Genomic DNA, 25,010 nt, shown 5'->3' on the forward strand with positions numbered 1-25,010 from the left:
TCTTCCTTCTTTCATAAGTTTGCCAAGGTTGATTGCAGCACTCTATCAAATTGAGCTAAATTCATTTCACCTTGGCGGGCGTTGATCAAATCACCATCTGCAGAAAAGAATAACAGAGTTGGTGGTCCAAATACGCCATATTTTGATAAAAATGCTTGCTGAGCAGGCGTGTTTTCAGTGAGATCAAGCTGCAAAAAAGCAATGTTATTCAAATAAACTTTTAGATCACTGCTACTAAAGACATCTTTTTCCATTTCTAAACAAGCGGTACACCAGTCGGCATACATATCTAAGACAACCAACTTCCCATTAGCTTTAGCCTGTTGCATCGCATTTTCAACAAGAACAACATTTTGCATGCGATCAAATAAAGGCTTCATTTCAGCCGCACTCACACCATTTGAAGCTGAGGAAAAGTACCCTAACGGCTTGTCTAAACTAGGTTTACCCGCTAAACCAGAGGTTAATATCGCAGCACCGTAGATTAGCAAAACTAACGCTAAGCCTTGTCGCGTCTTACCCCAACCATTATTACCAGACTCAAAGGGAGAGAGATGAATAGCATACACAATGCAAAGCAGCGCCCATAAATACACACTGATAGTGTCAGATACGATACGGGATACTAAAGCGATGGCCACTCCCAACAAAATCACGCCAAATGCCGCCTTTACCTGCATCATCCACATACCGGCTTTCGGAAGATATTTCCCACCTCCCAAGCCAACTAACAGTAAAGGCACGCCCATCCCTAAACTCATTACAAACAACACACTGCCACCTAGAACAGCATCTCCTGTTGTACTGATATAAATTAGCGCGCCTGCCAAGGGAGCAGAGACACAAGGCGATACAATTAATGCTGAAATGGCCCCCATAATACCAACACCAAGATATGGACCACCGACGCTTTTTTGACTTAATCTATCCAACCTGTCACGCAGAAACATCGGTAACTGCAGTTCATAGAAGCCAAACATAGACAAAGACAAAAGAACAAACAAAACACTAAAACTAATTAATACACCTGGAGCCTGAAACAAAGCTTGAAGATTAAGCTGTGCACCAAAAATACCGACTAAAACTCCCGCTATACTGTAAGAAAAGGACATCCCCAAGACATACGAAAGGGATAAGAAAAAGCCTTTTCTAGCGGTGATATTTCCAGCTTGCCCTGCAATAATACCAGCCAATATTGGAATCATCGGCAACACGCAAGGTGTAAAAGTAAGACCCAAACCTAAAACAAAAAAGGTGATCAAGACCCAAAAGCGATCACCATTTAATAACAACTTAACTAACTGCCCTGCTTCACCTTCAGTGGATGCTTTAGGGGGAGCTTGCACTGTATTATTGATGGATTTAGAAGGCACAGAAACCGATAATTGCTCGATCTCTACGGCTTTATCACTGCTGCCGCTAAAGGCCACAATCTTAGTTTGTGGTGGATAACACAAACCTGCCGCAGCGCAACCTTGATACGTCACCTTCAGGTCACTAGGCTTTTTTTCATCGCCATCAATGGCAATCGCCATTTCATTATGAAAAACATTAACCAAACCAAAATTTGGATCGTCTTTTTCTTCAGATCTCGTTAAGAAATGAAAAGGAATCGATACAGCCTTATCCTCTGCCAACGACACTTTTACTCGTGATTCATATAAATAATACCCATCAGCAATTCCCCAATGGATCTCTTTTTTAATATCATCAACCTGCAATTTAAAGGCCTCAGACGGCTTCAAAAAATCGCTATCCGCAAAGGCTGGAATTGCCAAAAGCAAAGCAATTAAAGCAGCTACTACCCATCTAATTTGCCGATAATACATGAAAGAAGTCATCACTCAATATTCCTTAATATGCGTAGATTTACACACTATAGATAAGCAACCTTAAGCAAATCTTACGTCATATCTTTTTGCCCCTTAATTTTTCCTTAAGAATGGCACAGTAGTATTTCCAGTAAATCTACTACTTGGAAGCACGCTATGACCAAACATCCTAAATGCATTTTGCTAGCCGCTTTAACTGGTTACCTTTTGTTATCTTCATCGTTGTGGGCATCCGATTTGACACCATCTTCCACAGCAAAAGCTGCACCTCACCAAGCTGTGATGCTGCCTAAGTATCAAACAAACCAAAAAGTTTCGTTACAAATGGAAAAGGGCAAAGTGATACTCGTAGATTTCTGGGCTTCATGGTGTGGGCCATGCCGAGAATCATTCCCTTGGATGACAAATATACAGGCTAAATACAAAGGCCAAGGACTTAAAGTTATCGCCATCAATTTAGATCAAGAGAAACAACAAGCGTTAGATTTCTTAAAAGAATTTAAACCAGGCTTTACCGTATTGTTTGATACACAAGCTCAATTACCAGAAGACTTTGGGGTTATCGGTATGCCAACAAGCTTTTTGTTGGATCGACAAGGAAAAATTAGAGCTACTCACGTTGGCTTTCATCAGAACAATATAAATGAATATGAAGCCGCTATTGCTGAATTACTAGCAGAAAAAGGGGAATAACCTATGCGAAAAATAATCCATATAGTCGGCTTGCTCAGCTTACCCATTATTGTATCCGGATGCAGTGACATGGGCGTTAAGCCTTGGGAACGGGATATTCTTGCCCAACAGGAGATGAACCTAATTAGTGATCCTATCGAAAGCAGTTTGAATGATCACATTTATTTCAGTAAAGAAGCCAGTAGTGGTGGGCAAGGATTTGGAGGTGGTGGCTGTGGCTGTAACTAAGAAAACCCATAATAATCGTGAACTGGCTCAGCTATTAGCGGCTGCCAGCTGTGCCCTTATTGGCGGTATATCTCCTATTGTCAATGCGGCTGATAGTTGGGATGTAGATTCTGCTTTCCTGCTCTATTCAGAAAGTGACGGACGAGTCTCTGCTGCTGAACCTGTTATTAGTGCAACCAAAAACTATGATGAAGAAACAAAACTTACCTTTAAAATCGCAGCCGACACCTTAACCGGTGCCTCTCCAAATGGTGCGACAGCAAGTGATCATGTTCAAATCTTCACCAGCCCTTCAGGTAAAAGTTCTTACAATGCGACTACAGGTGAGCAACCTCTAGACGATACGTTTAAAGATACTCGTATTGCACTTTCCAGCAATTGGACTGCGCCAATAGATCGCGATTGGGCTTACGGCGTTGGTGGCTACCTTTCCAAAGAGCACGATTATCAGTCTCTTGGCGTAAATGGCAGCCTGACTCGTTATTTAAACCAAAAGAATACAACACTTACATTGGGCTTAAACTTATCTAATGATACGGTAAACCCAGAAGGCGGTATTCCCACAGGCTTGATTCAAGTACCGCTCAATAATTTAGGCAGTGAATTTACTCAGCGAAGCGACGCGGAAAATAAAAATTTAATTGATGCCGTATTCGGCGTCACTCAAATTATCAACCGAAAAACCATCATGCAATTTAATTATGCGTTAAGCACCAGCTCTGGTTACTTAACGGATCCTTATAAAATTATTTCTGTGATAGATGATAATGCAGGTACAAATTATGGCGGTAATTTTCAAAGCAGTGGCCGAGATTTATATCTATATGAAAAGCGGCCTGATTCACGCCTCAAGCAAAGCATATACTGGCAAACAAAATATCAATTTGATAACGACGATATACTCGATGTAAGTTATCGATATATGTTTGATGATTGGGGAGTTAATTCCCACACGATTGACGCTAAGTATCGCTTTCGATTTGATAACCAGTACTTAGAACCACAACTACGCTGGTACACTCAAAGCAAAGCAGACTTTTATCATAGATATTTAAATTCTAGTGATTATACAAACGCTGATTTCGCCAGTGCTGATTATCGTTTAGGAGATTTAGATACCTATACTCTAGGCTTAAAATACGGTTATAAATTTGCGGATGAAACTGAGCTTTATACTCGATTCTCCCTTTACCATCAAGAAAGCTCTGGTGATAAAGGCTATGGAAAGCTTACATCACAAGAACTTTACCCAGGCTTGGATGCAGCTATGTTAATCCTAGGATATAAGTTTTAAACCATAATCCCCTCTATATATCATTTATAGAGGGGGTTTCATCGCTACCGGGGCACTATGAAGTTAATTGAAAAGTTACTTATAGATTCATCGTTTAACCCATCTAGCCATCCAAACCCTAGCTTATGGCAAGAAAGCGAACACGCATATAAAATTCAATTTGAATGTATGGCAAGCAACTGTTCAATATTGATTGAATCTAAACAGCTCGATCTCGTTAAAACAGCAGCTAAAAGCGCCATTATTGAAGCATGGCGAATCGAATATAAATTTAGCCGCTATCAAACAGATAATACATTCACCAAAATCCATTCGAACGTTGATGCTATTCAAAAACTAGATACAGAAACTGCCCAATTAATGATTTTCGCTAATCACGCTTACAACGCGTCACAGGGGTTGTTTGACATAACATCTGGAATACTGAGAAAAGTATGGAAGTTTGATGGCAGTGACAATTTACCTGAAAATAGTGCAGTAAATGAACTATTGACTATAGTTGGTTGGGAAAAGTTAGGCTGGAACCCAAATAACCCAACAGAATTAACTTTGCCATCAGGTATGGAGTTGGATTTTGGCGGTATAGGCAAAGAGTATGCCGTCGATAAAATGCTGTCTATCTGTCGTCAAATCTTTTCAAAAACTACCGCTGCCATTCTTATAAACTGTGGTGGTGACCTTGCTTGTAGTGGCAAAAGGTTAAACGGTGAAAGCTGGAAAGTCGGGATTGAGTCGATTAACGATCCCACAAAAGCAACACTCATTGTTGCACTCTCCTCTGGTGCCCTTGCCACATCGGGAGACAGTCGCCGCTTTTTAATGAAAGATGGTATCCGTTATTCTCATGTTTTAAATCCAACGACTGGATGGGCCATGACCGACGCACCAAGAAGTGTGACCGTAGGGGCGCCTACATGCGTCAATGCAGGAATAGTATCAACTCTCGCGTTACTAAAAGGTCCAGAAGCAGAAAGCTTTCTAGCATCACTGGATATGGACTATTGGATATCTAATTGAGATAAACTGTAAGTTTCACTTTAAACTTACAGTTTATGATTAAGCAGAATAAAAAAATAGCCCCACATACTTATCCCCTTGCGGGATGCTTATCCTCTTGCGGAAGTGCCATTGGCTAAAAGCAAACTGATGCTCGCATGTTAAGACCACTTTATTAATTATAATGGTTAAACCAACGTAATTTTGATGAGCTATTTTTGAGAAAAAAAAACCCTGACTACTTGCGTAATCAGGGCATTCTTAATTAAATCTTGATAACGACCTACTCTCACATGGGATCTCCCACACTACCATCGGCGATGGCGCTTTTCACTTCTGAGTTCGGGATGGGATCAGGTGGTTCAACGCCTCTATGATCATCAAGAAAACTGGCTTGTCTTATCAGATATCGTCTAATAAAACCAAATTTTCAATCGCCTAAAATGACTTTAGGACTTCAAGGTATAAGCTCAAGGACAAACTAATGTCACATGCTTATCTACCAAAAATAGACACACTAATGTGAAAATCTATTTTTTAATATTTAAAGCTTGACTACGACCTACTCTCACATGGGATCTCCCACACTACCATCGGCGATGGCGCTTTTCACTTCTGAGTTCGGGATGGGATCAGGTGGTTCAACGCCTCTATGATCGTCAAGCAATTCGTTTTGCGTTTTGTTCTGGCTGGACTGTGTCAGTCTCACCAAAACACGCGAATACGTGCTTGGATCTTTAACAATTCTGTTTTGAAATAACGTGTATCAAGCGATAAACCAGCTTATTCAATATCGTATATGTGTCTTTTTAACGTTTTCGTTAAAACCACTTTGGTGTTATATGGTCAAGCCTCACGAGCAATTAGTATTGGTTAGCTCAATGCCTCACAGCACTTACACACCCAACCTATCAACGTCCTAGTCTCGAACGGCTCTTTAGGGGACTTATGTCCCAGTGAGATCTTATCTTAAGGGAGGCTTCCCGCTTAGATGCTTTCAGCGGTTATCCCGTCCGAACATAGCTACCCGGCAATGCCACTGGCGTGACAACCGGAACACCAGAGGTTCGTCCACTCCGGTCCTCTCGTACTAGGAGCAGCTCCTCTCAAATCTCAAACGTCCACGGCAGATAGGGACCGAACTGTCTCACGACGTTCTAAACCCAGCTCGCGTACCACTTTAAATGGCGAACAGCCATACCCTTGGGACCGGCTTCAGCCCCAGGATGTGATGAGCCGACATCGAGGTGCCAAACACCGCCGTCGATGTGAACTCTTGGGCGGTATCAGCCTGTTATCCCCGGAGTACCTTTTATCCGTTGAGCGATGGCCCTTCCATACAGAACCACCGGATCACTAAGACCTACTTTCGTACCTGCTCGACGTGTCTGTCTCGCAGTTAAGCGTGCTTTTGCCTTTACACTCTATGCATGATTTCCGACCATGCTGAGCACACCTTCGTGCTCCTCCGTTACTCTTTGGGAGGAGACCGCCCCAGTCAAACTACCCACCACACAGTGTCCTCGATCCCGATAAGGGACCTGAGTTAGAACCTCAAACATACCAGGGTGGTATTTCAAGAGTGGCTCCATGCAAACTGGCGTCTGCACTTCAAAGCCTCCCACCTATCCTACACAAGTAGGTTCAAAGTTCACTGTGAAGCTATAGTAAAGGTTCACGGGGTCTTTCCGTCTAGCCGCGGATACACAGCATCTTCACTGCGATTTCAATTTCACTGAGTCTCGGGTGGAGACAGTGTGGCCATCGTTACGCCATTCGTGCAGGTCGGAACTTACCCGACAAGGAATTTCGCTACCTTAGGACCGTTATAGTTACGGCCGCCGTTTACTTGGGCTTCGATCAAGAGCTTCGCTTGCGCTAACCCCATCAATTAACCTTCAAGCACCGGGCAGGCGTCACACCCTATACGTCCACTTTCGTGTTTGCAGAGTGCTGTGTTTTTAATAAACAGTCGCAGCCACCTGGTATCTTCGACCGACTAGTGCTTACGGAGCAAGTCCTTCACACCGGCCGGCGTACCTTCTCCCGAAGTTACGGTACCATTTTGCCTAGTTCCTTCACCCGAGTTCTCTCAAGCGCCTTGGTATTCTCTACCTGACCACCTGTGTCGGTTTGGGGTACGGTCAATGTATATCTGAAGCTTAGAAGTTTTTCCTGGAAGCATGGCATCAACCACTTCGCCCAAAAGAGGGCTCGTCATCAGTTCTCGGCATTCTCTCTAAAAGAGTGACCCGGATTTGCCTAAGTCACTTGCCTACCGCCTTAAACACAGACAACCATCGCTGTGCTGGCCTAGCCTTCTCCGTCTCTCCATCGCAATATACATCGGTACAGGAATATTAACCTGTTTTCCATCGACTACGCATTTCTGCCTCGCCTTAGGGGCCGACTCACCCTGCCCTGATTAACATGGGACAGGAAACCTTGGTCTTCCGGCGGGGGAGTTTTTCACTCCCCTTATCGTTACTCATGTCAACATTCGCACTTCTGATACCTCCAGCCTGCCTTACAGCTTGACCTTCAACGGCTTACAGAACGCTCCTCTACCATGCCTAATAAATTAAGCATCCGTAGCTTCGGTGTACAGTTTGAGCCCCGTTATATCTTCCGCGCAGGCCGACTCGACTAGTGAGCTATTACGCTTTCTTTAAAGGATGGCTGCTTCTAAGCCAACCTCCTAGCTGTCTAAGCCTTCCCACATCGTTTCCCACTTAACTGTAACTTTGGGACCTTAGCTGACGGTCTGGGTTGTTTCCCTTTCCACGACGGACGTTAGCACCCGCCGTGTGTCTCCCGTAATTGCACTCATTGGTATTCGGAGTTTGCATGGGGTTGGTAAGTCGGGATGACCCCCTAGCCCAAACAGTGCTCTACCCCCAATGGTGAGATACGAGGCGCTACCTAAATAGCTTTCGAGGAGAACCAGCTATCTCCGAGCTTGATTAGCCTTTCACTCCTATCCACAAGTCATCCCCAGCCTTTTCAACGGATGTGGGTTCGGTCCTCCAGTTGATGTTACTCAACCTTCAACCTGCTCATGGATAGATCGCCCGGTTTCGGGTCTATTCCCAGCAACTAAACGCCCTATTAAGACTCGGTTTCCCTACGGCTCCACTATGTGCTTAACCTTGCTACTGAAAATAAGTCGTTGACCCATTATACAAAAGGTACGCAGTCACGGAACAAGTCCGCTCCCACTGCTTGTACGTACACGGTTTCAGGATCTATTTCACTCCCCTCACAGGGGTTCTTTTCGCCTTTCCCTCACGGTACTGGTTCACTATCGGTCAGTCAGGAGTATTTAGCCTTGGAGGATGGTCCCCCCATATTCAGACAGGATAACACGTGTCCCGTCCTACTCGTTTTCATGATTAAGGTGTTTTCGTATACGGGGCTATCACCCTCTATCGCGGCACTTTCCAGAGCCTTCTACTAACACCAAAACCACTTAAGGGCTAATCCCCTTTCGCTCGCCGCTACTTAGGGAATCTCGGTTGATTTCTTTTCCTCCGGGTACTTAGATGTTTCAGTTCCCCGGGTTCGCCTCCACACAGCTATGTATTCACTGTGGGATACTCTACAAGTAGAGTGGGTTTCCCCATTCGGACATGTTCGGATCAAAGTCTGTTTATCGACTCCCCGAACCTTTTCGCAGATTACCACGTCCTTCATCGCCTCTGACTGCCAAGGCATCCACCGTGCACGCTTGGTCACTTGACCATATAACCCAAAATAGTTTCGGATCACATACCAAAGAGCTTTTGTGTCTCTCTGGATTTACGATAATAGAAGTCACTAGGTTAAAGTGAACTTCCACCGGTTTAACGCTTGATTCATCGTTATTTCAAAATTCGAATTGTTAAAGAGCTGGTCTAAACATAAAGTTTAATACCGAGGAAAAACTTATTCACTAAGCTTCCCTCAAATCGTGGAGGCGTATTATAGAGATAACTACAATAAGGTCAACACAATTATTATATTTATTTAGAACTTTTTATCACTAACCCAAAGGCCAAAAATAGAAAGTTAAAAACAAAAAAACCGCTAAGAAGCGGCTTTTTCAAGCTCTCTTTAAAAAGAGATGTATCAGATAATTTGTGTGAACGCTCACCAGAGGTTTCTATCGTTTAAGGAGGTGATCCAGCCCCAGGTTCCCCTAGGGCTACCTTGTTACGACTTCACCCCAGTCATTGACCACTCCGTGGTAACCGCCATCCCCGAAGGGTTAAGCTAGCTACTTCTGGAGCAATCAACTCCCATGGTGTGACGGGCGGTGTGTACAAGGCCCGGGAACGTATTCACCGTGACATTCTGATTCACGATTACTAGCGATTCCGACTTCATGGAGTCGAGTTGCAGACTCCAATCCGGACTACGACGTACTTTCTGGGATTCGCTTACTATCGCTAGTTCGCAGCCCTCTGTATACGCCATTGTAGCACGTGTGTAGCCCTACTCGTAAGGGCCATGATGACTTGACGTCGTCCCCACCTTCCTCCGGTTTGTCACCGGCAGTCTCCTTAAAGTTCCCACCCGAAGTGCTGGCAAATAAGGATAAGGGTTGCGCTCGTTACGGGACTTAACCCAACATTTCACAACACGAGCTGACGACAGCCATGCAGCACCTGTCTCAGAGTTCCCGAAGGCACTAAGCTATCTCTAGCGAATTCTCTGGATGTCAAGAGTAGGTAAGGTTCTTCGCGTTGCGTCGAATTAAACCACATGCTCCACCGCTTGTGCGGGCCCCCGTCAATTCATTTGAGTTTTAACCTTGCGGCCGTACTCCCCAGGCGGTCTACTTATTGCGTTAGCTGCGCCACTAAGTCATTACAACCCAACGGCTAGTAGACATCGTTTACGGCGTGGACTACCAGGGTATCTAATCCTGTTTGCTCCCCACGCTTTCGCACCTCAGTGTCAGTATTAGTCCAGGGTGTCGCCTTCGCCACTGATGTTCCTTCCTATATCTACGCATTTCACCGCTACACAGGAAATTCCACACCCCTCTACCATACTCTAGCCTGCCAGTATCGGGTGCCATTCCAAGGTTGAGCCCTGGGATTTCACATCCGACTTAACAAACCACCTACGCGCGCTTTACGCCCAGTAATTCCGATTAACGCTTGCACCCTCTGTATTACCGCGGCTGCTGGCACAGAGTTAGCCGGTGCTTCTTCTGGGGCTAACGTCAAAGTAACTGGATATTAGCCAGTTACCCTTCCTCACCCCTGAAAGTGCTTTACAACCCTAAGGCCTTCTTCACACACGCGGCATGGCTGGATCAGGCTTCCGCCCATTGTCCAATATTCCCCACTGCTGCCTCCCGTAGGAGTCTGGGCCGTGTCTCAGTCCCAGTGTGACTGGCCATCCTCTCAGACCAGTTAAAGATCGTCGCCTTGGTAGGCCTTTACCCTACCAACTAGCTAATCTTACGCAGGCTCATCTAATAGCGGAAGGCTCCGAAGAGTCCCCTCCTTTCCCCCTTAGGGCGTATGCGGTATTAGCATGCGTTTCCACATGTTGTCCCCCTCTACTAGGCAGATTCCTACGCGTTACTCACCCGTCCGCCGCTCGTCAGCAGGAGCAAGCTCCCCTGTTACCGCTCGACTTGCATGTGTTAAGCCTGCCGCCAGCGTTCAATCTGAGCCATGATCAAACTCTTCAGTTAAAAAGTTTGCTTACTCAAAATCTATTACACTAACAATAACTTAATCGACTCATCATCCCTAAGAACAATAAGCCAACATAAAGCGAATTGACGTGTTAGACGTTTCGCAAGACTTCAATTTTTTTGATCATCTCGAATCAGTTAAAAACCAATCCGGACAATCTTCTGAAGCCTCTAGCGAGCGCCCACACAAATTATCTGATTATCTATTTTAAAGAGCGTCGCCACACATGCTGTGTGGCTGAGGTCGTGTATAATACAGACTATTTTCACCTATGCAACTATTTTTAAATAAAAAAGCCACTGCATCCAAAAAAATACAGTGGCTTTTTTCATACAACCAGCGCTTAGCTATTTAATTTCAAGCGTTTGCGCTTCAATTTTAGCTTTCCACTCAGCAGGCCCTGTTAAATGAACAGATGTCCCCAAGGTGTCAACCGCGACAGTTACAGGCATATCGACAACATCAAATTCATAGATTGCTTCCATGCCTAATTCAGGAAAGGCAACAACATCTGCTTTTTTGATTGCTTTAGATACCAAATAAGCCGCACCACCCACTGCCATTAAATAGACAGCGCCAAATTCCTTGATTGCTTCAATAGCAACTGGACCGCGCTCAGATTTACCTATCATTCCAAGCAGACCTGTCTTATCTAGAATCGTGCGAGTAAATTTATCCATTCTAGTGGCCGTAGTTGGCCCAGCTGGCCCAACCGCCTCATCTCTTACTGGATCAACAGGTCCAACGTAATAAATAAAGCGCCCTTTAAGATCAACAGGGAGCTCCTCGCCGTTAGCTATCATCTCAACCATTTTCTTATGAGCTGCATCACGACCCGTTAACATCTTGCCGTTCAACAATACTGTTTCACCAGGTTGCCATTCCTTAACCTGTTCAGGCGTAATAGTATTCAGATCGACTCGACGAACACTTTCACCTACTTCCCAAGTTATTTCTGGCCAGTCATCCAGTGATGGCGGAACCAAATCTGCAGGACCAGAACCATCCAATACAAAGTGTGCATGACGCGTAGCAGCACAATTAGGAATCATAGCAACAGGTAGCGAAGCGGCGTGAGTTGGATAATCCATAATTTTCACATCAAGAACTGTCGTTAAACCACCGAGCCCCTGTGCACCAATACCTAAATTATTAACCGCATCAAAGATAGCAAGACGAAGCTCTTCGACACGAGTTTGCGGACCACGCTCTTTCAATTCATGAATATCGATTGGCTCCATCAGAGACTCTTTCGCCATCACCATGGCTTTCTCTGCCGTACCACCAATACCTATACCCAACATACCTGGAGGACACCAGCCAGCCCCCATTGTAGGAACCGTCTTCTTAACCCATTCAACAATATCATCCGACGGATTAAGCATAGCCAATTTAGATTTGTTTTCGGAGCCACCGCCTTTAGCAGCAACATGAACCTCAACAGTATCACCAGGCACTACTTCCATATGAATAACAGCAGGAGTATTGTCTTTGGTGTTTTTACGAGCACCAGCAGGATCAGCAAGAATAGAAGCACGTAAAACATTGTCAGGGTGAAGATAAGCACGACGCACACCTTCATTAATCATATCAGTAACGCTTCTAGTACTTTCCCACTGAACATTCATACCAATTTTAACAAACACGGTAACGATACCAGTATCCTGACAAATTGGACGTTTACCCTCAGCACACATGCGCGAATTAATAAGGATTTGCGCCATCGAATCTTTCGCAGCCTTACTTTCTTCTCGCTCGTATGCTTCATGTACCGCTTTTACGAAATCCAGAGGGTGGTAATAAGAGATAAACTGCAATGCGTCTGCAACGCTATCAATCAGATCATCTTCTTTAATAATGCTCATGCTTCTCTCCTGCTGAGTATTACGATTAAATCGAAAACGAAATGGTAAAAGATGCAGCCCTGCAAAGAAAGCACTAAGGTGTGTTTTAAAGAAATATACCCCTCATCAATCAAATGAATGAGGGGTATAAGCTTGGGCGGTTAGTAAATTTGCTGGCTAAGAAATTTAGCGGTTAGCTTTCTGCTCTCTATCAGTCTTTGGTTTTTGAACAGAATGCTGAATATATTCTTCTAAAATTTGAGCGGTGAATTTTTCTCGCTCAGGTAGGGAGGAAATGCGCTCTGCCTCCCAATTGATCAAGCGAATAAAGACGGAGTATTTTTTAATGAACCCATAACCGATATCCCTAACACCGACATCATTCGCCTCCATTAGGTAAATCACTTGCTCTAAATTCTTCTGCGTTTCAAATTGACCACCCTCACTCGCCGCGACAAGCAAACGCTGAATATGCTGAATTGGGTTTTCAGAAGTACGCGACTCTTTTTTTGCTAAACTAGAAGTTAAAAACTTATCCAACATTTCTTCAGTGTGTGCTTCTCTCGCATGCACATCTGAAATCAACGCAGATTCACGCTCCAACAAACGAATAAATAAACTTTTATTCTTAATATCAGAGAACTCCAAATCCTTAAGAGACAAACCATTTTCAGACATTATATCAATAACTTTTTCATACGAAGCTGTAGCATCCTCACCAATAGACACCGCAAGAACCAGATGTCTACGAAGCTCATGCATAATTTTAGCTGCTCGATAGTCTTCTTTTCGCTGCAAATGCTGTTTAAACGTTTCTTTGTTTTTCGCCAGAGCATGACTAATTACATCATAACCTTGAACCGCCTCTTGCTCATCTCTCAATCGAGCCATTCGTATCTTAGTACAGCTATCTTCCCAAGCCTCATAAGATTTCGCTCTCGCTTGAAACGCTCGTTCAATGGCCTCTTCAAAACTCTGCTCAATTCGAGCCCTCTCGGCGCGCTCCTGCACCTCACCTTGCTCATGCTCGTAACGCTTCTGTTTTTTAAGCTGCAAATTCTCTTGAGCCAATAAAAGCTGTTTATCTAATGCTTCGATATCAGTTTGAATTTTAGCTTCATCGAAATCCGCAAGCTTTTCATATATTTTTGACCAATAACCATCTTCAACAAATGGCACATTAGGATCACTGGTAGCGTATTGTGTTTTTAATGTTTCAGTGAATTCATGATTGTCTGGACGGAAAGCTTTAGCTGCATTAATAACATTATCGCTTGACGCAAAGCTCGCAGAGCGATCATGCTCACCCCCATCAACAAGAGAGTCCGCTGCAACATCCATATCATCCAATACACTTTCAGCCGTCATGCTATCTTCACCGAAACCATCATCAACCCCAAAGAATGGCTCAACATCTTCACATTGAGCCTCCATATCATCAGCAACATGATCACTATGATCAGCCATCTTATTTTTACTAACAGCGCCTTCGGACTCAGACAAAGTCTGATCACCAAAAGACGCATCAACATTATAAAAACCAGAAAGATCCATATCATCAAGAATAGTGCGAGCTGACTCATAAGCTCGACTTGGGTCGTTATCCTTTTCACTGAAACGACGCTGATAGACGGACCCTTCGGAGGATGATTTTACAGCGGGCTCTTTTTGATAACGCGGAGCCGTTCCTCCCCAACTAACACGGTAAAGCATAGAGCGATCACACAACTGCAAAATAGGAAGCTCTCTTTGAGCCACCTGATATTGCCTAATCAAAGATTCAGCATGACGCAACGCCATAACGGACTCACTTGAATTAGAGGAAGTTGCTAAATTCAGTAATTTAACAACTTTCTGTATGGCCTTCTTCCTTTTGCTGATGCTCATAAAACATACTTTCCAAGTTGGCTAATTTTTACTCAGTATAGAATACAAAATCAGGGCATTTTCTCAATAGTAAAGTCCAGCCCCATCATCACTAGGCAATGTCAAATCATCACTAAGCAATGAATGAACCTTTTGCAAAATTCCAGCCAACTCTTCCTTTGAATACGCAACAGCATCAAACTTACCCCAAATCGGGCTAGGCCAGCATGAATCAGTCTTGTAGCGAACAATATGATGTACGTGCAATTGCGGCACCTGATTGCCCAAAGCGGCAACATTTAGCTTGTCCGCAGAAAAGGCATCATGCAAGGTCTCCGCTAACAAACAGCTCTCCACCATTAATTGCTGACGGTCTTCTTCTACCAATTGATATATTTCACCGATATCATTTCTTTGAGGTACAAGTATAAACCAAGGAAATTGTGCATCATTCATAAGACGCAACTGACACAATGAGAAGTGCCCAACAAGAATAGAATCACGACCTAACACTGGATTTAACTCAAACATCTTTACATCTTCCTATTTACAAAAATGGCTTTCGAAAGCACTATAGCACCCTATTTTTAAAACTCTCAGAGACTTGGAGCCCGCATGACTGATATGCAATGTGCCATAAATGCACAAGCAAAATTAGCCGAATGTCCTCGTTGGGACGAGCGCACTCAGACGCTCTATTTTGTCGATATTGATTCTTTCATACTATACGCTTACGACACAAAATCAAAAGAACTAGAAAAACGTGAATTTGATGAAGAAATCGGCTGTTTTTCCCTAGCAGAAAATGGCGGATTCATTGCCGCTTTCCGCACAGGCGTTTATACATTCGAACACTTCACTGCCGACTTAACACCCTACTGGCTTGCCACTTACGATCAAAAAACAACACGTTTTAATGATGGACGCTGTGACGCCAAAGGTCGTTTCCTAGCTGGTACTATGTATTCACCGAAAGATGCCTTTAATGGTGCTTTACACCAGTTCTCACAAGGTAAAGAAAACCTGATAGATCAAGCCGCTTGGACGTCAAACGGTTTGGCCTTTTCTCCAGATAACACCATTATGTATTACTCAGATACACCCAACCATGTGGTTTATCAGTTCGACTATGACTTAGAGACAGGCTCAGCAACCAATAAACGCGTTTTTGTTCAATTTCCACACGGAAACGGCCGCCCAGACGGTGCAGCAGTTGATTGTGAAGGCAATTACTGGTCTGCCCTTTACCAGGGACAACGCGTCGTCAAAATTAGCCCTCAAGGTGAAATTCTAGAAGAATATCCCGTTCCTGCAACTTACCCAACTATGGTTGCGTTTGGCGGGCCGGAAATGAAAACATTATTTGTGACCACTTGCCGTGGCGCACAAACAGAAGAAGAGCTAAAGCAATTCCCCCAAGCAGGCGGAATCTTCGCTCTTGAAACAAACACAAAAGGCCAAATAGAGCCTCGTTTTGCAGGCTAAACGCTTTTTTGTAATTTATAAATCTTACAATTAAACTTTAATCACCTAACTTTAAAGTACCGATACTATTATGCGCGCAAGCAACTATTTATTTTCTACCCTACGTGATGCACCAACAGATGCCGTTGTCACCAGCCACCAACTAATGGTTCGTGCCGGTATGATCCGCCAAATCTCTAAAGGCCTATACACTTGGCTACCAACAGGATTAAAAGTTTTTCGCAAAGTCGAGAGCATTGTTCGTGATGAAATGGAAAAGGCAGGATCTCTTGAAGTAATGATGCCGAGCGTACAACCCGCAGAATTATGGCAAGAAACCGGACGTTGGCAGAAATATGGACCAGAATTACTTCGCATGCAGGATCGCCACGGTCGCGATTATTGCCTTGGTCCGACCCATGAAGAAGTTATTACCGAACTTGCGCGCAACGAATTAACTAGTTACAAACAGCTACCGATGAATTTCTTTCAAATTCAAACCAAGTTTCGTGACGAAGTACGCCCTCGCTTTGGTGTGATGCGTTCTCGCGAATTTTGCATGAAAGACGCTTACTCATTTCATGTTGGCGCAGAGTCATTACAAGAAACTTATGACGTAATGCATAAAGCATACTGCAATGTATTCGACCGTATCGGCCTTGATTATCGCCCGGTTCGTGCAGATACTGGCAGTATTGGCGGCGCTTTCTCACATGAATTCCACGTTTTAGCAGATTCAGGTGAAGATGACATTGCGTTCAGTGATTCGTCAGATTTTGCGGCAAATATTGAGCTTGCAGAAGCTATTTGTTTAAAAGAAAAAGCCGATGCACCAACCCAAGAACTCGTTGAAGTATTTACGCCTGATTGCAAAACTATCGCGAAAGTAGCGGAGTTCTTGAAACTAGATGTGACAAGCACGGTAAAAACCATGCTTGTGAAAGCCATAGATGAAAATGAGCAGCCAAGCATTGTTGCTCTCGTCCTACGTGGTGACCACAACATCAATGAAATCAAAGTAGAAAAACTAGCTGGTATCGTTACGCCATTTGAATTCGCCGACGAAGCCGATATCGTAGCTAAAACAGGCTGCGCTCCAGGCTCCATTGGTCCACAAGGTTTAGTCGAAAAAGGCATTCGTGTTATCGCTGATCGCTCAGCGGCTGTTATGTCCGACTTCTGCGCTGGCGCCAACAAAGATGACTACCACGTTACCGGTCTAAATTGGGAGCGCGACTGCGCGGCATTCGAAGTTGCCGACATCCGCAATGTTGTTGAAGGCGATCCATCTCCTGACGGACAAGGCACTATCGTTATTAAGCGTGGTATCGAAGTGGGCCACATTTTCCAGCTTGGTCAACAATATGCCGAAGCGCTTAAAGCAACCGTTCTAGATGAAAATGGTAAAGCGCAAGTCATGCACATGGGCTGTTATGGTATTGGTGTTTCTCGTATTGTCGCTGCTGCAATCGAACAAAACTTCGATGAAAAAGGCATTTTATGGCCGGAAAGCATCGCGCCATTCGATATTGCTATTGTTGCGATGAACTACGACAAATCCGAAGCGGTACGTACAGAATGCGATCGCCTATATGCAGAACTAAAAGCTAAAGGCTTGGACGTATTGCTAGACGACCGCAAAGAACGCCCAGGGGTTAAATTTGCAGATTGCGAACTTCTAGGTATTCCGCATCGTTTAGTTGTGGGTGATAAAGGCCTAGAAAAGGGCACACTAGAATATAAATATCGCAAAGCAGGTGAAAACGAAGACATCGCTATCGCTGATGCAGTCGAGTTTATTCTAAGCAAAAAGTAAAATCGTCAAGCCTAACGGAAGTTACCACTTCCGTTAGGCTTTTTCATGCGAACAACGACCAGGAAAGTAGACATGACAACTATTTACCACAACCCTCGCTGCTCAAAATCTCGCCAAACCTTACAGCTTTTAGAAGAGCACAACATCCAGCCTGATATTCGCTTATATTTGCAAGACAATCCTAGCATCGAAGAAATAAAAACATTGCTTGCACAGCTATCCGTAACACCACTGGAACTCATGCGCACAAAAGAAGCCACCTACAAAGAACTTGGTTTAAACAAAGATTCTACAGATGAAGAGCGCTTGCAAGCCATGCATGCAAACCCAAGCCTAATTGAGCGCCCTATCGTCATACACAACAATAAAGCAAAGATTGGTCGCCCGCCGGAAGATGTCTTAGCCTTATTCAAATGAATGAGAGCCACAAAACAGGAAGCACTGAATGACTCAATCAGCTTACGTATTAGTTTTGTTTTATAGTCGCCACGGCTCAGTTTCAACGATGGCGAAGCATATAGCCCGTGGCATCAACAAAGTGAGCGGCATGGAGGCAAAAATTCGCCAAGTGCCAGAAGTGTCCGACACAACAAAAGTCGCCGCACCTGCACTACCGGATGATGGCGCCCCTTATTGCACCCTAGAAGAGTTGGCAGACTGCTCAGGGCTTGCTATAGGCTCACCATCCTATTTTGGTAGCATGGCTGCGCCTCTAAAGCACTTCATCGATCAAACATCCACACTCTGGTTGACTGGTCAACTGATCGACAAACCCGCTTGTGGTTTCACCAGCGCTAGCACCATGCATGGTGGCCAAGAACAGTGCATCTATAGCATGATGACACCATTAATTCATCACGGCATGGTCTGGCTTGGATTGCCGTATAAAAATAAAGAACTCATCAGCACACAGGCTGGCGGAACACCTTATGGTGCAAGCCACCTAGCGGACAACACGCATGAGACCGCACTAACAGATGACGAAAAAGCCCTATGCGAAGCACAGGGTAAACGCCTTGCCGAAATAGCCCTAAAGCTAAAAAAATAAGCTTTACCAAGCATCACTCAAAACAAACCAGACAAAACCAAAAAGCCGCAACATAAACATTATGCTGCGGCTTTTTATCAACTTTCTATTGACCGCTGCCCTGTAATTATCAAAGCGCTGCCAACCTCAATCTGAGATTAATGCCTCGGCAACTCAACGTCTTTAAACAGCGCCTCAACATCTTGTCGATTACCCGCCTCCATTGCCGCCATAACAACATCTTTGGTTAAATGAGGCGCAAAAGATTCAATAAATTTATACATGTAGCCACGAATAAATGTATTACTGCGAATACCGATTTTTGTACAGCTATCCGCAAACAAGTGCGATGCATCAAGGGCAACCAAATCGGCATCCTGCATTTCATCATGCGCCATTGAAGCAACAATACCAACACCGAGCCCCAATCGAACGTAAGTCTTAATGACATCAGAATCAGCCGCAGTGAAAACAACATTTGGCTGCAATTCAGCATCTTGAAATGCCTGATCCAATTGAGATCGACCTGTAAAGCCAAACACATAAGTGACTATAGGGTATTCAGCCAATGCTTGCAGAGTGAGTTTTTTCACTTGTGCCAATGGATGGTCTTTTGGCACAACCACTGAGCGGTTCCACGTATAACAAGGCAACATCACCAAATTACCAAACAACTCCAACGCTTCTGTGGCAATAGCAAAATCCACCACACCGTCGTTTGCCATTTCCGCAATTTGCATGGGTGTTCCTTGGTGCATATGCAAACTCACTTCAGGATAACCCTCAATAAATTGATTAATCACTTTAGGCAAAGCATATCGAGCTTGTGTATGCGTCGTTGCTATATCCAGCGACCCCTTACGCTCATCACTAAATTCCTTCGCCACACGCTTAATATTTTGCGTCTGGCTCAGCACCTCACCTGCTAAAGCAATGATTTTCTCACCCGCAGGCGTCACATGCGTTAAATGCTTCCCGCTTCTCGCGAAAACCTCAACACCAAGCTCATCTTCCAAAAGACGAATCTGCTTACTAACGCCTGGTTGTGACGTATACAAACTTTGCGCAGTGGCCGACACGTTTAAGTCATGACGTGCCACTTCCCATATATACCTAAGCTGCTGTAATTTCATCGTCGGCCTTATTCGAAAAAGAGTTAAAAACATAATAAAATATTACTTTATAGAATAGTAAAAAACCTCTAGTGTTGCCAGCTTAAATAACTTCAATATGGCTTTCTGATGGATTTTCTTTGGTACATTTGTGCTGGTGCAGCGGTTGGTTTGGCCGTGGGCATCACAGGCGTTGGTGGTGGCTCACTAATGACTCCACTTTTATTAATGTTTGGCTTCCCTCCTCACATCGCTATCGGCACTGACCTTATGTACGCAGGCATTGCAAAAAGTACCGGCGTTGTTATGCATGCTAAACGTGGCAATGTAAATTGGAAAATAGTTTTCGCCATGGCTGCAGGTAGCATTCCCGCTTCTCTTATAACCGTTTGGGCATTGTCACAATTTGAAAAGCCCGATCATTATCAAGAAATCTTAACCAGCACATTAGGCATAATGCTTGTTCTCACCGCTATAGTTATACTATTCAGAGCGAAATTGACCAAGGCAATAAGCTTCGATATATCCGAAAATCAAAGCACTAGAATTATTTTTTTATGTGGATTTATTTTAGGAACATTAGTTACCCTTACTTCCGTCGGCGCTGGCGCATTAGGAACGGCCATCATGATGATATTATTTCCAGCCATGAGAGCAAAAAACATTGTAGGTACGGATCTGGCTCATGCCGTCCCCCTTACGCTCGTTGCAGGCACAGGGCACATCTTCTTAGGCAACGTTGACTATTCATTACTCGCCGCCCTATTGATTGGCTCGATCCCAACAATCTATGTTGGTACTCGCATCGCAACCCATGTACCCAATCATGTTTTACAACCGATACTAGCAACCGCTTTACTCTCATTCGGCGTGAAGTATCTTTTCTTCTAAAAAATCGAAAAATCACAGTTAAGCGGTTCATTCAAAGAGAAAAACACGATATTGTAAACAGCTATAACTAAAAGCAAAAAAGCAGGAAACCCCGCAATGAGTAACAAACGTCTTGAAGACTTAAATATTGCCTCCTTTACCTCTCTGGTAACGCCGAGTCAATTAAAGAAAGAGCTGCCAGTTAGCGAAAATGTTAGCAGCCATATAGCGGAGTCCCGCGATATTATAAAAAACATCATGGATGGCAAAGATCACCGCCTAGCTATCGTAATTGGGCCATGCTCAATACATGATCCAAAAGCCGCATTAGATTATGCAACACGCCTAAAAGCGCTTGCTGAAAAATTAGATGACACCTTATATATCATTATGCGCGCATACTTTGAAAAACCACGCACAACCGTGGGCTGGAAAGGTCTTATTAACGACCCAAATCTAGATGGCTCTTTTGATATAAATAAAGGCCTGCGTATAGGCAGAAAACTTCTGATTGATCTTGCTGAGCTAGGCCTACCACTAGCAACCGAAGCACTGGACCCGATTTCACCGCAGTATATCCAAGACTTGATTAGCTGGTCAGCTATTGGTGCACGCACAACCGAGTCACAAACACACCGTGAAATGGCATCAGGCCTATCTGGACCAGTTGGCTTTAAAAATGGTACAGACGGCGGGTTAACGGTTGCTATCAACGCCATGCAATCTGTCTCTCATCCACATTCTTTCTTAGGAATTAATGAAGAAGGTCAGGTTACCGTTGTAAACACCAAAGGCAACGATTATGGTCATGTCGTTCTACGTGGCGGTGGTGGAAAACCAAACTACGAAGCGGAATTTGTTGCCGAAGCTGAACAAGAGCTAACAAAAGCCAAGCTTAAAATGAACATCATGGTAGATACCTCCCATGAAAACTCCAGCAAGAAACCTGAACGCCAAATTACCGTTTCTGAAAATGCGACTCAACAAATCCTTGATGGCAACCAATCTATTATGGGTCTGATGATTGAAAGCAATATTGGCTGGGGCAACCAAAAAGTACCCGCCAACTTAAGTGATCTAGAATACGGCGTATCTATTACGGATGCTTGTATTGACTGGGAAACGACAGAAAAAGCGTTGACAGAAATGGCCAACAGCTTGCGTGCCGTACTTCCAAAACGCCAGCGTGTATAAATAGTTCTTTATTAAACAAGAAACTATATAAAAAAAGGGGGAGTCGCAATTTAGCGACTCCCCCTTTTTTCATACAAAAACTTCTTACAAGACAAACCTACATAAAAGCGTTGTCTGTCACAGTATGATCTGTTGAATCTTTCACACCAGTAAGCGCAGGAACTTTTTCAATCAACGTTTTTTCCACACCTTCTTTAAGAGTCAAATCAACAGCGCTACAGCCTTGGCAACCACCGCCAAACTTCAGCACAGCGATTTGCCCATCAATTACTTCAAGCAAGCTAACTTCACCACCATGAGCGGCTAAGCCAGGGTTGATGTCAGAATACAAAACATAATTGATTTGATCTTCAATTGAACTATCAGCCGTGACTTTCGGCATTTTTGCATTAGGCGCTTTAATGGTCAGCTGGCCGCCCATTTTTTCGGTAGCGTAATCAACAAAAGCCTCATCTAAAAAGTTTACTGACATTTTTTCAATGTAAACTTTTAATTTTGGGAGATTCAAAATCTCATCTGTCTCATTTACCTCGTCTGGACGACAATAAGCAAGACAAGTTTCAGCATAGGGCGTACCTGGCTGCTGGATAAAAATTCGCACAGCAATACCTTCTACACCTTGTTTTTCTAGCAAAGAAGAAAGATATTCTTGGGCACCATCAGTAATTGTAATATTCATAATAACCCTTTCAAAATCTACACAACGATTAATGGTGTTTATATTACAGCAGATGACGAACAAAGCCAAAGACCAAGTAAAAAAGTAGGGTATTTTTCCTCTTTCTTTTGCTGCTTTTAAGATTAAATAAATTCCGAATAAGCCTTATTATGAAAACCACTAAAGATATAGGTAAATATTCATTTTTAGAATAAAGGATATTTGCTAACATGGCTCAACTAAAATTTCTTAACCACGGTTCATTTCACTATGTATCAATATGACGCCATTGACCAACAGCTTGTTGAAGAGCGTGTAGCACAATTTCGCGATCAAACACGCCGCTATTTAAATCAAGAATTGAGCGAACAAGAATTTCTACCATTGCGCCTCCAAAACGGCCTTTACGTACAACGCTACGCACCAATGTTGCGAATTGCGATCCCATACGGAATGCTTTCTAGCGCTCAATTGCGCAAACTTGCCGACATCAGCTGCCGTTATGACAGATCATACGGACACTTCAGCACTCGCCAGAATCTACAATTGAATTGGCCTAAAATAGAAGATGTGCCAGATATTTTGGCAGAACTCGCGGAAGTTCAAATGCACGCGGTTCAAACAAGCGGCAATTGTATTCGCAATACGACAACCGACCAGTACGCTGGCGTTATATCAGACGAGACAGTCGATCCGCGCCCATACTGTGAACTGATTCGCCAATGGTCCACTTTCCATCCTGAGTTTGCATTCTTGCCACGCAAATTTAAGATTGCGGTTAATGCCACCGAGTCTTCTGACCGTGCTGCGACCCAAGTACACGATATTGGCTTGCACATCAAAAAGAACGAAGCTGGCGAAATTGGTTTTAAAGTCATTGTTGGTGGTGGTCTAGGCCGTACCCCAATGGTGGGCGTAACCATTAGCGAATTCATTCCACGAGTAGACCTACTTACCTACTTAGATGCGATTATTCGCGTGTACAACCAGCAAGGTCGTCGCGACAATAAATACAAAGCTCGAATTAAAATACTGGTTAAAGCACTGGGTATAGAAGAGTTTCGTAGCCGAGTTGACGCGGAATGGGCTCACTTGAAAGGCAAAGAAAGCACAGTTCCAATGAGTGAATTCGAACGTTTACAAGGCTTCTTTAGCGAACCTAATTATGACGCGTTAGAAAACAACCCAGCGAACTTAACTAGCAAGCTAGCTGAAAGTGCAGGATTTGCTCGCTGGTTTGAACGTAACACGTTCGAGCACAAAAAAGCGGGCTACCGCATTGTAACGCTAACACTTAAAAAAGCCGGTCAAGCACCTGGCGACGCTACTGCTGAACAAATGCATAAAGCCGCTAACCTAGCCGACCAATTTAGTTTTGGCGAATTACGAGTAAGCCACGAACAAAATCTAGTACTTGCTGATGTTCGTCAAGAGGAACTAGTTAATTTATGGGAAGCTGCAAAAGAAGCGGGCTTTGCCACACCAACTCTTGGCTTATTGACTGACATGATTTGCTGCCCTGGTGGAGATTTCTGTGCGTTAGCTAACGCAAAATCCATTCCGATTGCCGCACAAATTCAAGAAACATTTAATGATCTTGACTACCTCTATGACCTTGGAAATATTGATTTAAATATTTCAGGCTGCATGAACGCGTGCGGTCATCACCATGTTGGTAATATCGGTATTCTAGGTGTAGACAAAAAAGGAGAAGAGTTCTATCAAATCTCTATCGGTGGCGCCTCAGGCCACGATGCGAGCATTGGTAAGATTCTCGGCCCATCATTTGCTCAAGAAGAAATCAGCAGCGTTATTCAAAAGCTGATGGATGTTTATGTTGCGAATCGTACAGAAGAAGAACGTTTTATAGACACTTACCGCCGCGTTGGCATCACACCATTTAAAGAGGCCGCTTATGCCAAAGCTAATTAAAAACGGCGAAATAGTCGACAATACTTATAACTGGCTACAAGATGCTGAACAAACCGTTACGCAAGACAGTATTGTGGCAGCCCAAAAATGGTTATCCGAAAAAGAGACCATTGGCAATGTTGCTGGTATTTGGCTTGAAGCTGGTGATGGCGTTGAGTTCCTGCAAGATGTGGACTTAAGTCAGTTTGATGTTATTGGTGTGCATTTTCCAGCTTTCACTGATGGCAGAGGTTTTTCCTACGCTCGCCTATTAAGAGAAAGATTAAATTACCAAGGCGAAATACGAGCACTTGGTCACTTTATTCCAGACCAATTAGGCTATCTTTTGCGCGTTGGATTCAACAGTTTCCAATTCAGCGAGGAAGTCGATCTAGAAAAAGCGCTAGACTTACACAAGCCTTTCTCAATCGCTTACCAAGGTGACGTAGCAGACCCTAGACCTCTATTCTTGCGTCGCTAAACAAAACATTTTCAATAAACTAACAAGAAAA

18 protein-coding genes and 4 rRNA genes are annotated in these 25,010 nt (G+C 43.9%); 12 read left to right on the plus strand and 10 right to left on the minus strand.

The window, feature by feature from the left end; all coding sequences use genetic code 11:
- Positions 1–11: 11 nt before the first annotated feature.
- Positions 12–1,841, minus strand: a complete 1,830-nt coding sequence (gene dsbD, locus KDW99_RS10695) for a protein-disulfide reductase DsbD (RefSeq protein WP_255829274.1) — start codon at positions 1,839–1,841, stop codon at positions 12–14.
- A gap of 147 nt (positions 1,842–1,988) precedes the next feature.
- Between dsbD and KDW99_RS10700 the strand changes: the two genes are divergently transcribed.
- From KDW99_RS10700 to KDW99_RS10715, 4 genes are read left to right on the plus strand one after another with little or no spacing between them, the layout of a single operon-like run.
- Entirely contained in the window at positions 1,989–2,525 is a 537-nt protein-coding gene (locus KDW99_RS10700) for a TlpA disulfide reductase family protein (RefSeq protein ID WP_255824724.1), read from the plus strand.
- Positions 2,526–2,528: 3 nt separating this feature from the next.
- Positions 2,529–2,753, plus strand: coding sequence for a DUF4266 domain-containing protein (locus KDW99_RS10705; RefSeq protein ID WP_255824726.1), 225 nt, complete (start codon positions 2,529–2,531; stop codon positions 2,751–2,753).
- Positions 2,677–4,047, plus strand: coding sequence for a DUF3570 domain-containing protein (locus KDW99_RS10710; protein WP_255824728.1), 1,371 nt, complete (start codon positions 2,677–2,679; stop codon positions 4,045–4,047). The genes KDW99_RS10705 and KDW99_RS10710 overlap by 77 nt, the downstream gene beginning before the upstream one ends.
- A gap of 57 nt (positions 4,048–4,104) precedes the next feature.
- The gene (locus tag KDW99_RS10715) at positions 4,105–5,064 is read left to right on the plus strand and encodes an FAD:protein FMN transferase (protein WP_255824730.1); all 960 of its coding nucleotides are present in this window, start codon (positions 4,105–4,107) and stop codon (positions 5,062–5,064) included.
- Positions 5,065–5,313: 249 nt separating this feature from the next.
- On the opposite strand, the gene rrf (KDW99_RS10720) is transcribed toward KDW99_RS10715, so the two are convergent.
- The 7 genes from rrf (KDW99_RS10720) to KDW99_RS10750 form a co-directional block, all read right to left on the minus strand.
- A 5S ribosomal RNA gene (rrf, locus tag KDW99_RS10720) occupies positions 5,314–5,428 on the minus strand.
- A 164-nt stretch (positions 5,429–5,592) separates the two neighbouring features.
- A 5S ribosomal RNA gene (gene rrf / locus KDW99_RS10725) occupies positions 5,593–5,707 on the minus strand.
- A gap of 178 nt (positions 5,708–5,885) precedes the next feature.
- Positions 5,886–8,784 (minus strand): 23S ribosomal RNA (locus tag KDW99_RS10730).
- 408 nt (positions 8,785–9,192) lie between these two features.
- Positions 9,193–10,732 (minus strand): 16S ribosomal RNA (locus KDW99_RS10735).
- The 16S, 23S and 5S rRNA genes sit together here, the layout of an rRNA operon.
- 351 nt (positions 10,733–11,083) lie before the next feature.
- Positions 11,084–12,601, minus strand: a complete 1,518-nt coding sequence (locus tag KDW99_RS10740; RefSeq protein WP_255824732.1) for a fumarate hydratase — start codon at positions 12,599–12,601, stop codon at positions 11,084–11,086.
- Between the two features lie 165 nt (positions 12,602–12,766).
- A complete protein-coding gene (locus KDW99_RS10745) occupies positions 12,767–14,467 on the minus strand; it encodes a DUF2786 domain-containing protein (RefSeq protein WP_255824734.1) in 1,701 nt (566 codons plus the stop codon).
- A gap of 63 nt (positions 14,468–14,530) precedes the next feature.
- Positions 14,531–14,977 carry an HIT domain-containing protein gene (locus tag KDW99_RS10750; RefSeq protein WP_255824736.1) on the minus strand — a complete coding sequence of 149 codons (447 nt, stop codon included), beginning with the start codon at positions 14,975–14,977 and terminating at the stop codon, positions 14,531–14,533.
- 84 nt (positions 14,978–15,061) lie between these two features.
- Here KDW99_RS10750 and KDW99_RS10755 point away from each other — a divergent pair, with 84 nt between their 5' ends.
- The 4 genes from KDW99_RS10755 to wrbA all read left to right on the plus strand — a co-directional run bounded on the left by KDW99_RS10755 (position 15,062) and on the right by wrbA (position 18,774).
- Positions 15,062–15,931 carry an SMP-30/gluconolactonase/LRE family protein gene (locus KDW99_RS10755; RefSeq protein WP_255824737.1) on the plus strand — a complete coding sequence of 290 codons (870 nt, stop codon included), beginning with the start codon at positions 15,062–15,064 and terminating at the stop codon, positions 15,929–15,931.
- 70 nt (positions 15,932–16,001) lie between these two features.
- Positions 16,002–17,726, plus strand: a complete 1,725-nt coding sequence (locus tag KDW99_RS10760) for a proline--tRNA ligase (RefSeq protein WP_255824739.1) — start codon at positions 16,002–16,004, stop codon at positions 17,724–17,726.
- Positions 17,727–17,798: 72 nt separating this feature from the next.
- Positions 17,799–18,143, plus strand: a complete 345-nt coding sequence (gene arsC / locus KDW99_RS10765) for an arsenate reductase (glutaredoxin) (RefSeq protein WP_255824740.1) — start codon at positions 17,799–17,801, stop codon at positions 18,141–18,143.
- Positions 18,144–18,171: 28 nt separating this feature from the next.
- The gene (gene wrbA, locus KDW99_RS10770; protein ID WP_255824742.1) at positions 18,172–18,774 is read left to right on the plus strand and encodes an NAD(P)H:quinone oxidoreductase; all 603 of its coding nucleotides are present in this window, start codon (positions 18,172–18,174) and stop codon (positions 18,772–18,774) included.
- Positions 18,775–18,911: 137 nt separating this feature from the next.
- Here wrbA and cysB read toward each other — a convergent pair whose 3' ends face one another.
- Complete coding sequence (gene cysB, locus KDW99_RS10775; protein WP_255824744.1) at positions 18,912–19,886, minus strand: HTH-type transcriptional regulator CysB; 975 nt, start codon at positions 19,884–19,886, stop codon at positions 18,912–18,914.
- A 108-nt stretch (positions 19,887–19,994) separates the two neighbouring features.
- Between cysB and KDW99_RS10780 the strand changes: the two genes are divergently transcribed.
- Together KDW99_RS10780 and KDW99_RS10785 are read left to right on the plus strand one after the other, a co-directional pair.
- Positions 19,995–20,756 carry a sulfite exporter TauE/SafE family protein gene (locus KDW99_RS10780; RefSeq protein ID WP_255824746.1) on the plus strand — a complete coding sequence of 254 codons (762 nt, stop codon included), beginning with the start codon at positions 19,995–19,997 and terminating at the stop codon, positions 20,754–20,756.
- 96 nt (positions 20,757–20,852) lie between these two features.
- Positions 20,853–21,929, plus strand: a complete 1,077-nt coding sequence (locus KDW99_RS10785) for a 3-deoxy-7-phosphoheptulonate synthase (protein WP_255824748.1) — start codon at positions 20,853–20,855, stop codon at positions 21,927–21,929.
- A 97-nt stretch (positions 21,930–22,026) separates the two neighbouring features.
- On the opposite strand, the gene nfuA is transcribed toward KDW99_RS10785, so the two are convergent.
- The gene (gene nfuA, locus KDW99_RS10790; protein ID WP_255824750.1) at positions 22,027–22,608 is read right to left on the minus strand and encodes a Fe-S biogenesis protein NfuA; all 582 of its coding nucleotides are present in this window, start codon (positions 22,606–22,608) and stop codon (positions 22,027–22,029) included.
- 249 nt (positions 22,609–22,857) lie between these two features.
- Between nfuA and KDW99_RS10795 the strand changes: the two genes are divergently transcribed.
- Both KDW99_RS10795 and KDW99_RS10800 read left to right on the plus strand, forming a co-directional pair.
- On the plus strand, positions 22,858–24,519 hold the full coding sequence (locus tag KDW99_RS10795) for a nitrite/sulfite reductase (RefSeq protein WP_255824752.1): 1,662 nt from the start codon (positions 22,858–22,860) through the stop codon (positions 24,517–24,519).
- Entirely contained in the window at positions 24,503–24,979 is a 477-nt protein-coding gene (locus tag KDW99_RS10800) for a DUF934 domain-containing protein (protein WP_255824754.1), read from the plus strand. Before KDW99_RS10795 ends, KDW99_RS10800 begins: the two co-directional genes overlap by 17 nt.
- The last annotated feature ends 31 nt before the right edge of the window (positions 24,980–25,010 follow it).

Source organism: Marinomonas rhizomae, from assembly GCF_024397855.1.
GTDB lineage: Bacteria > Pseudomonadota > Gammaproteobacteria > Pseudomonadales > Marinomonadaceae > Marinomonas > Marinomonas rhizomae_A.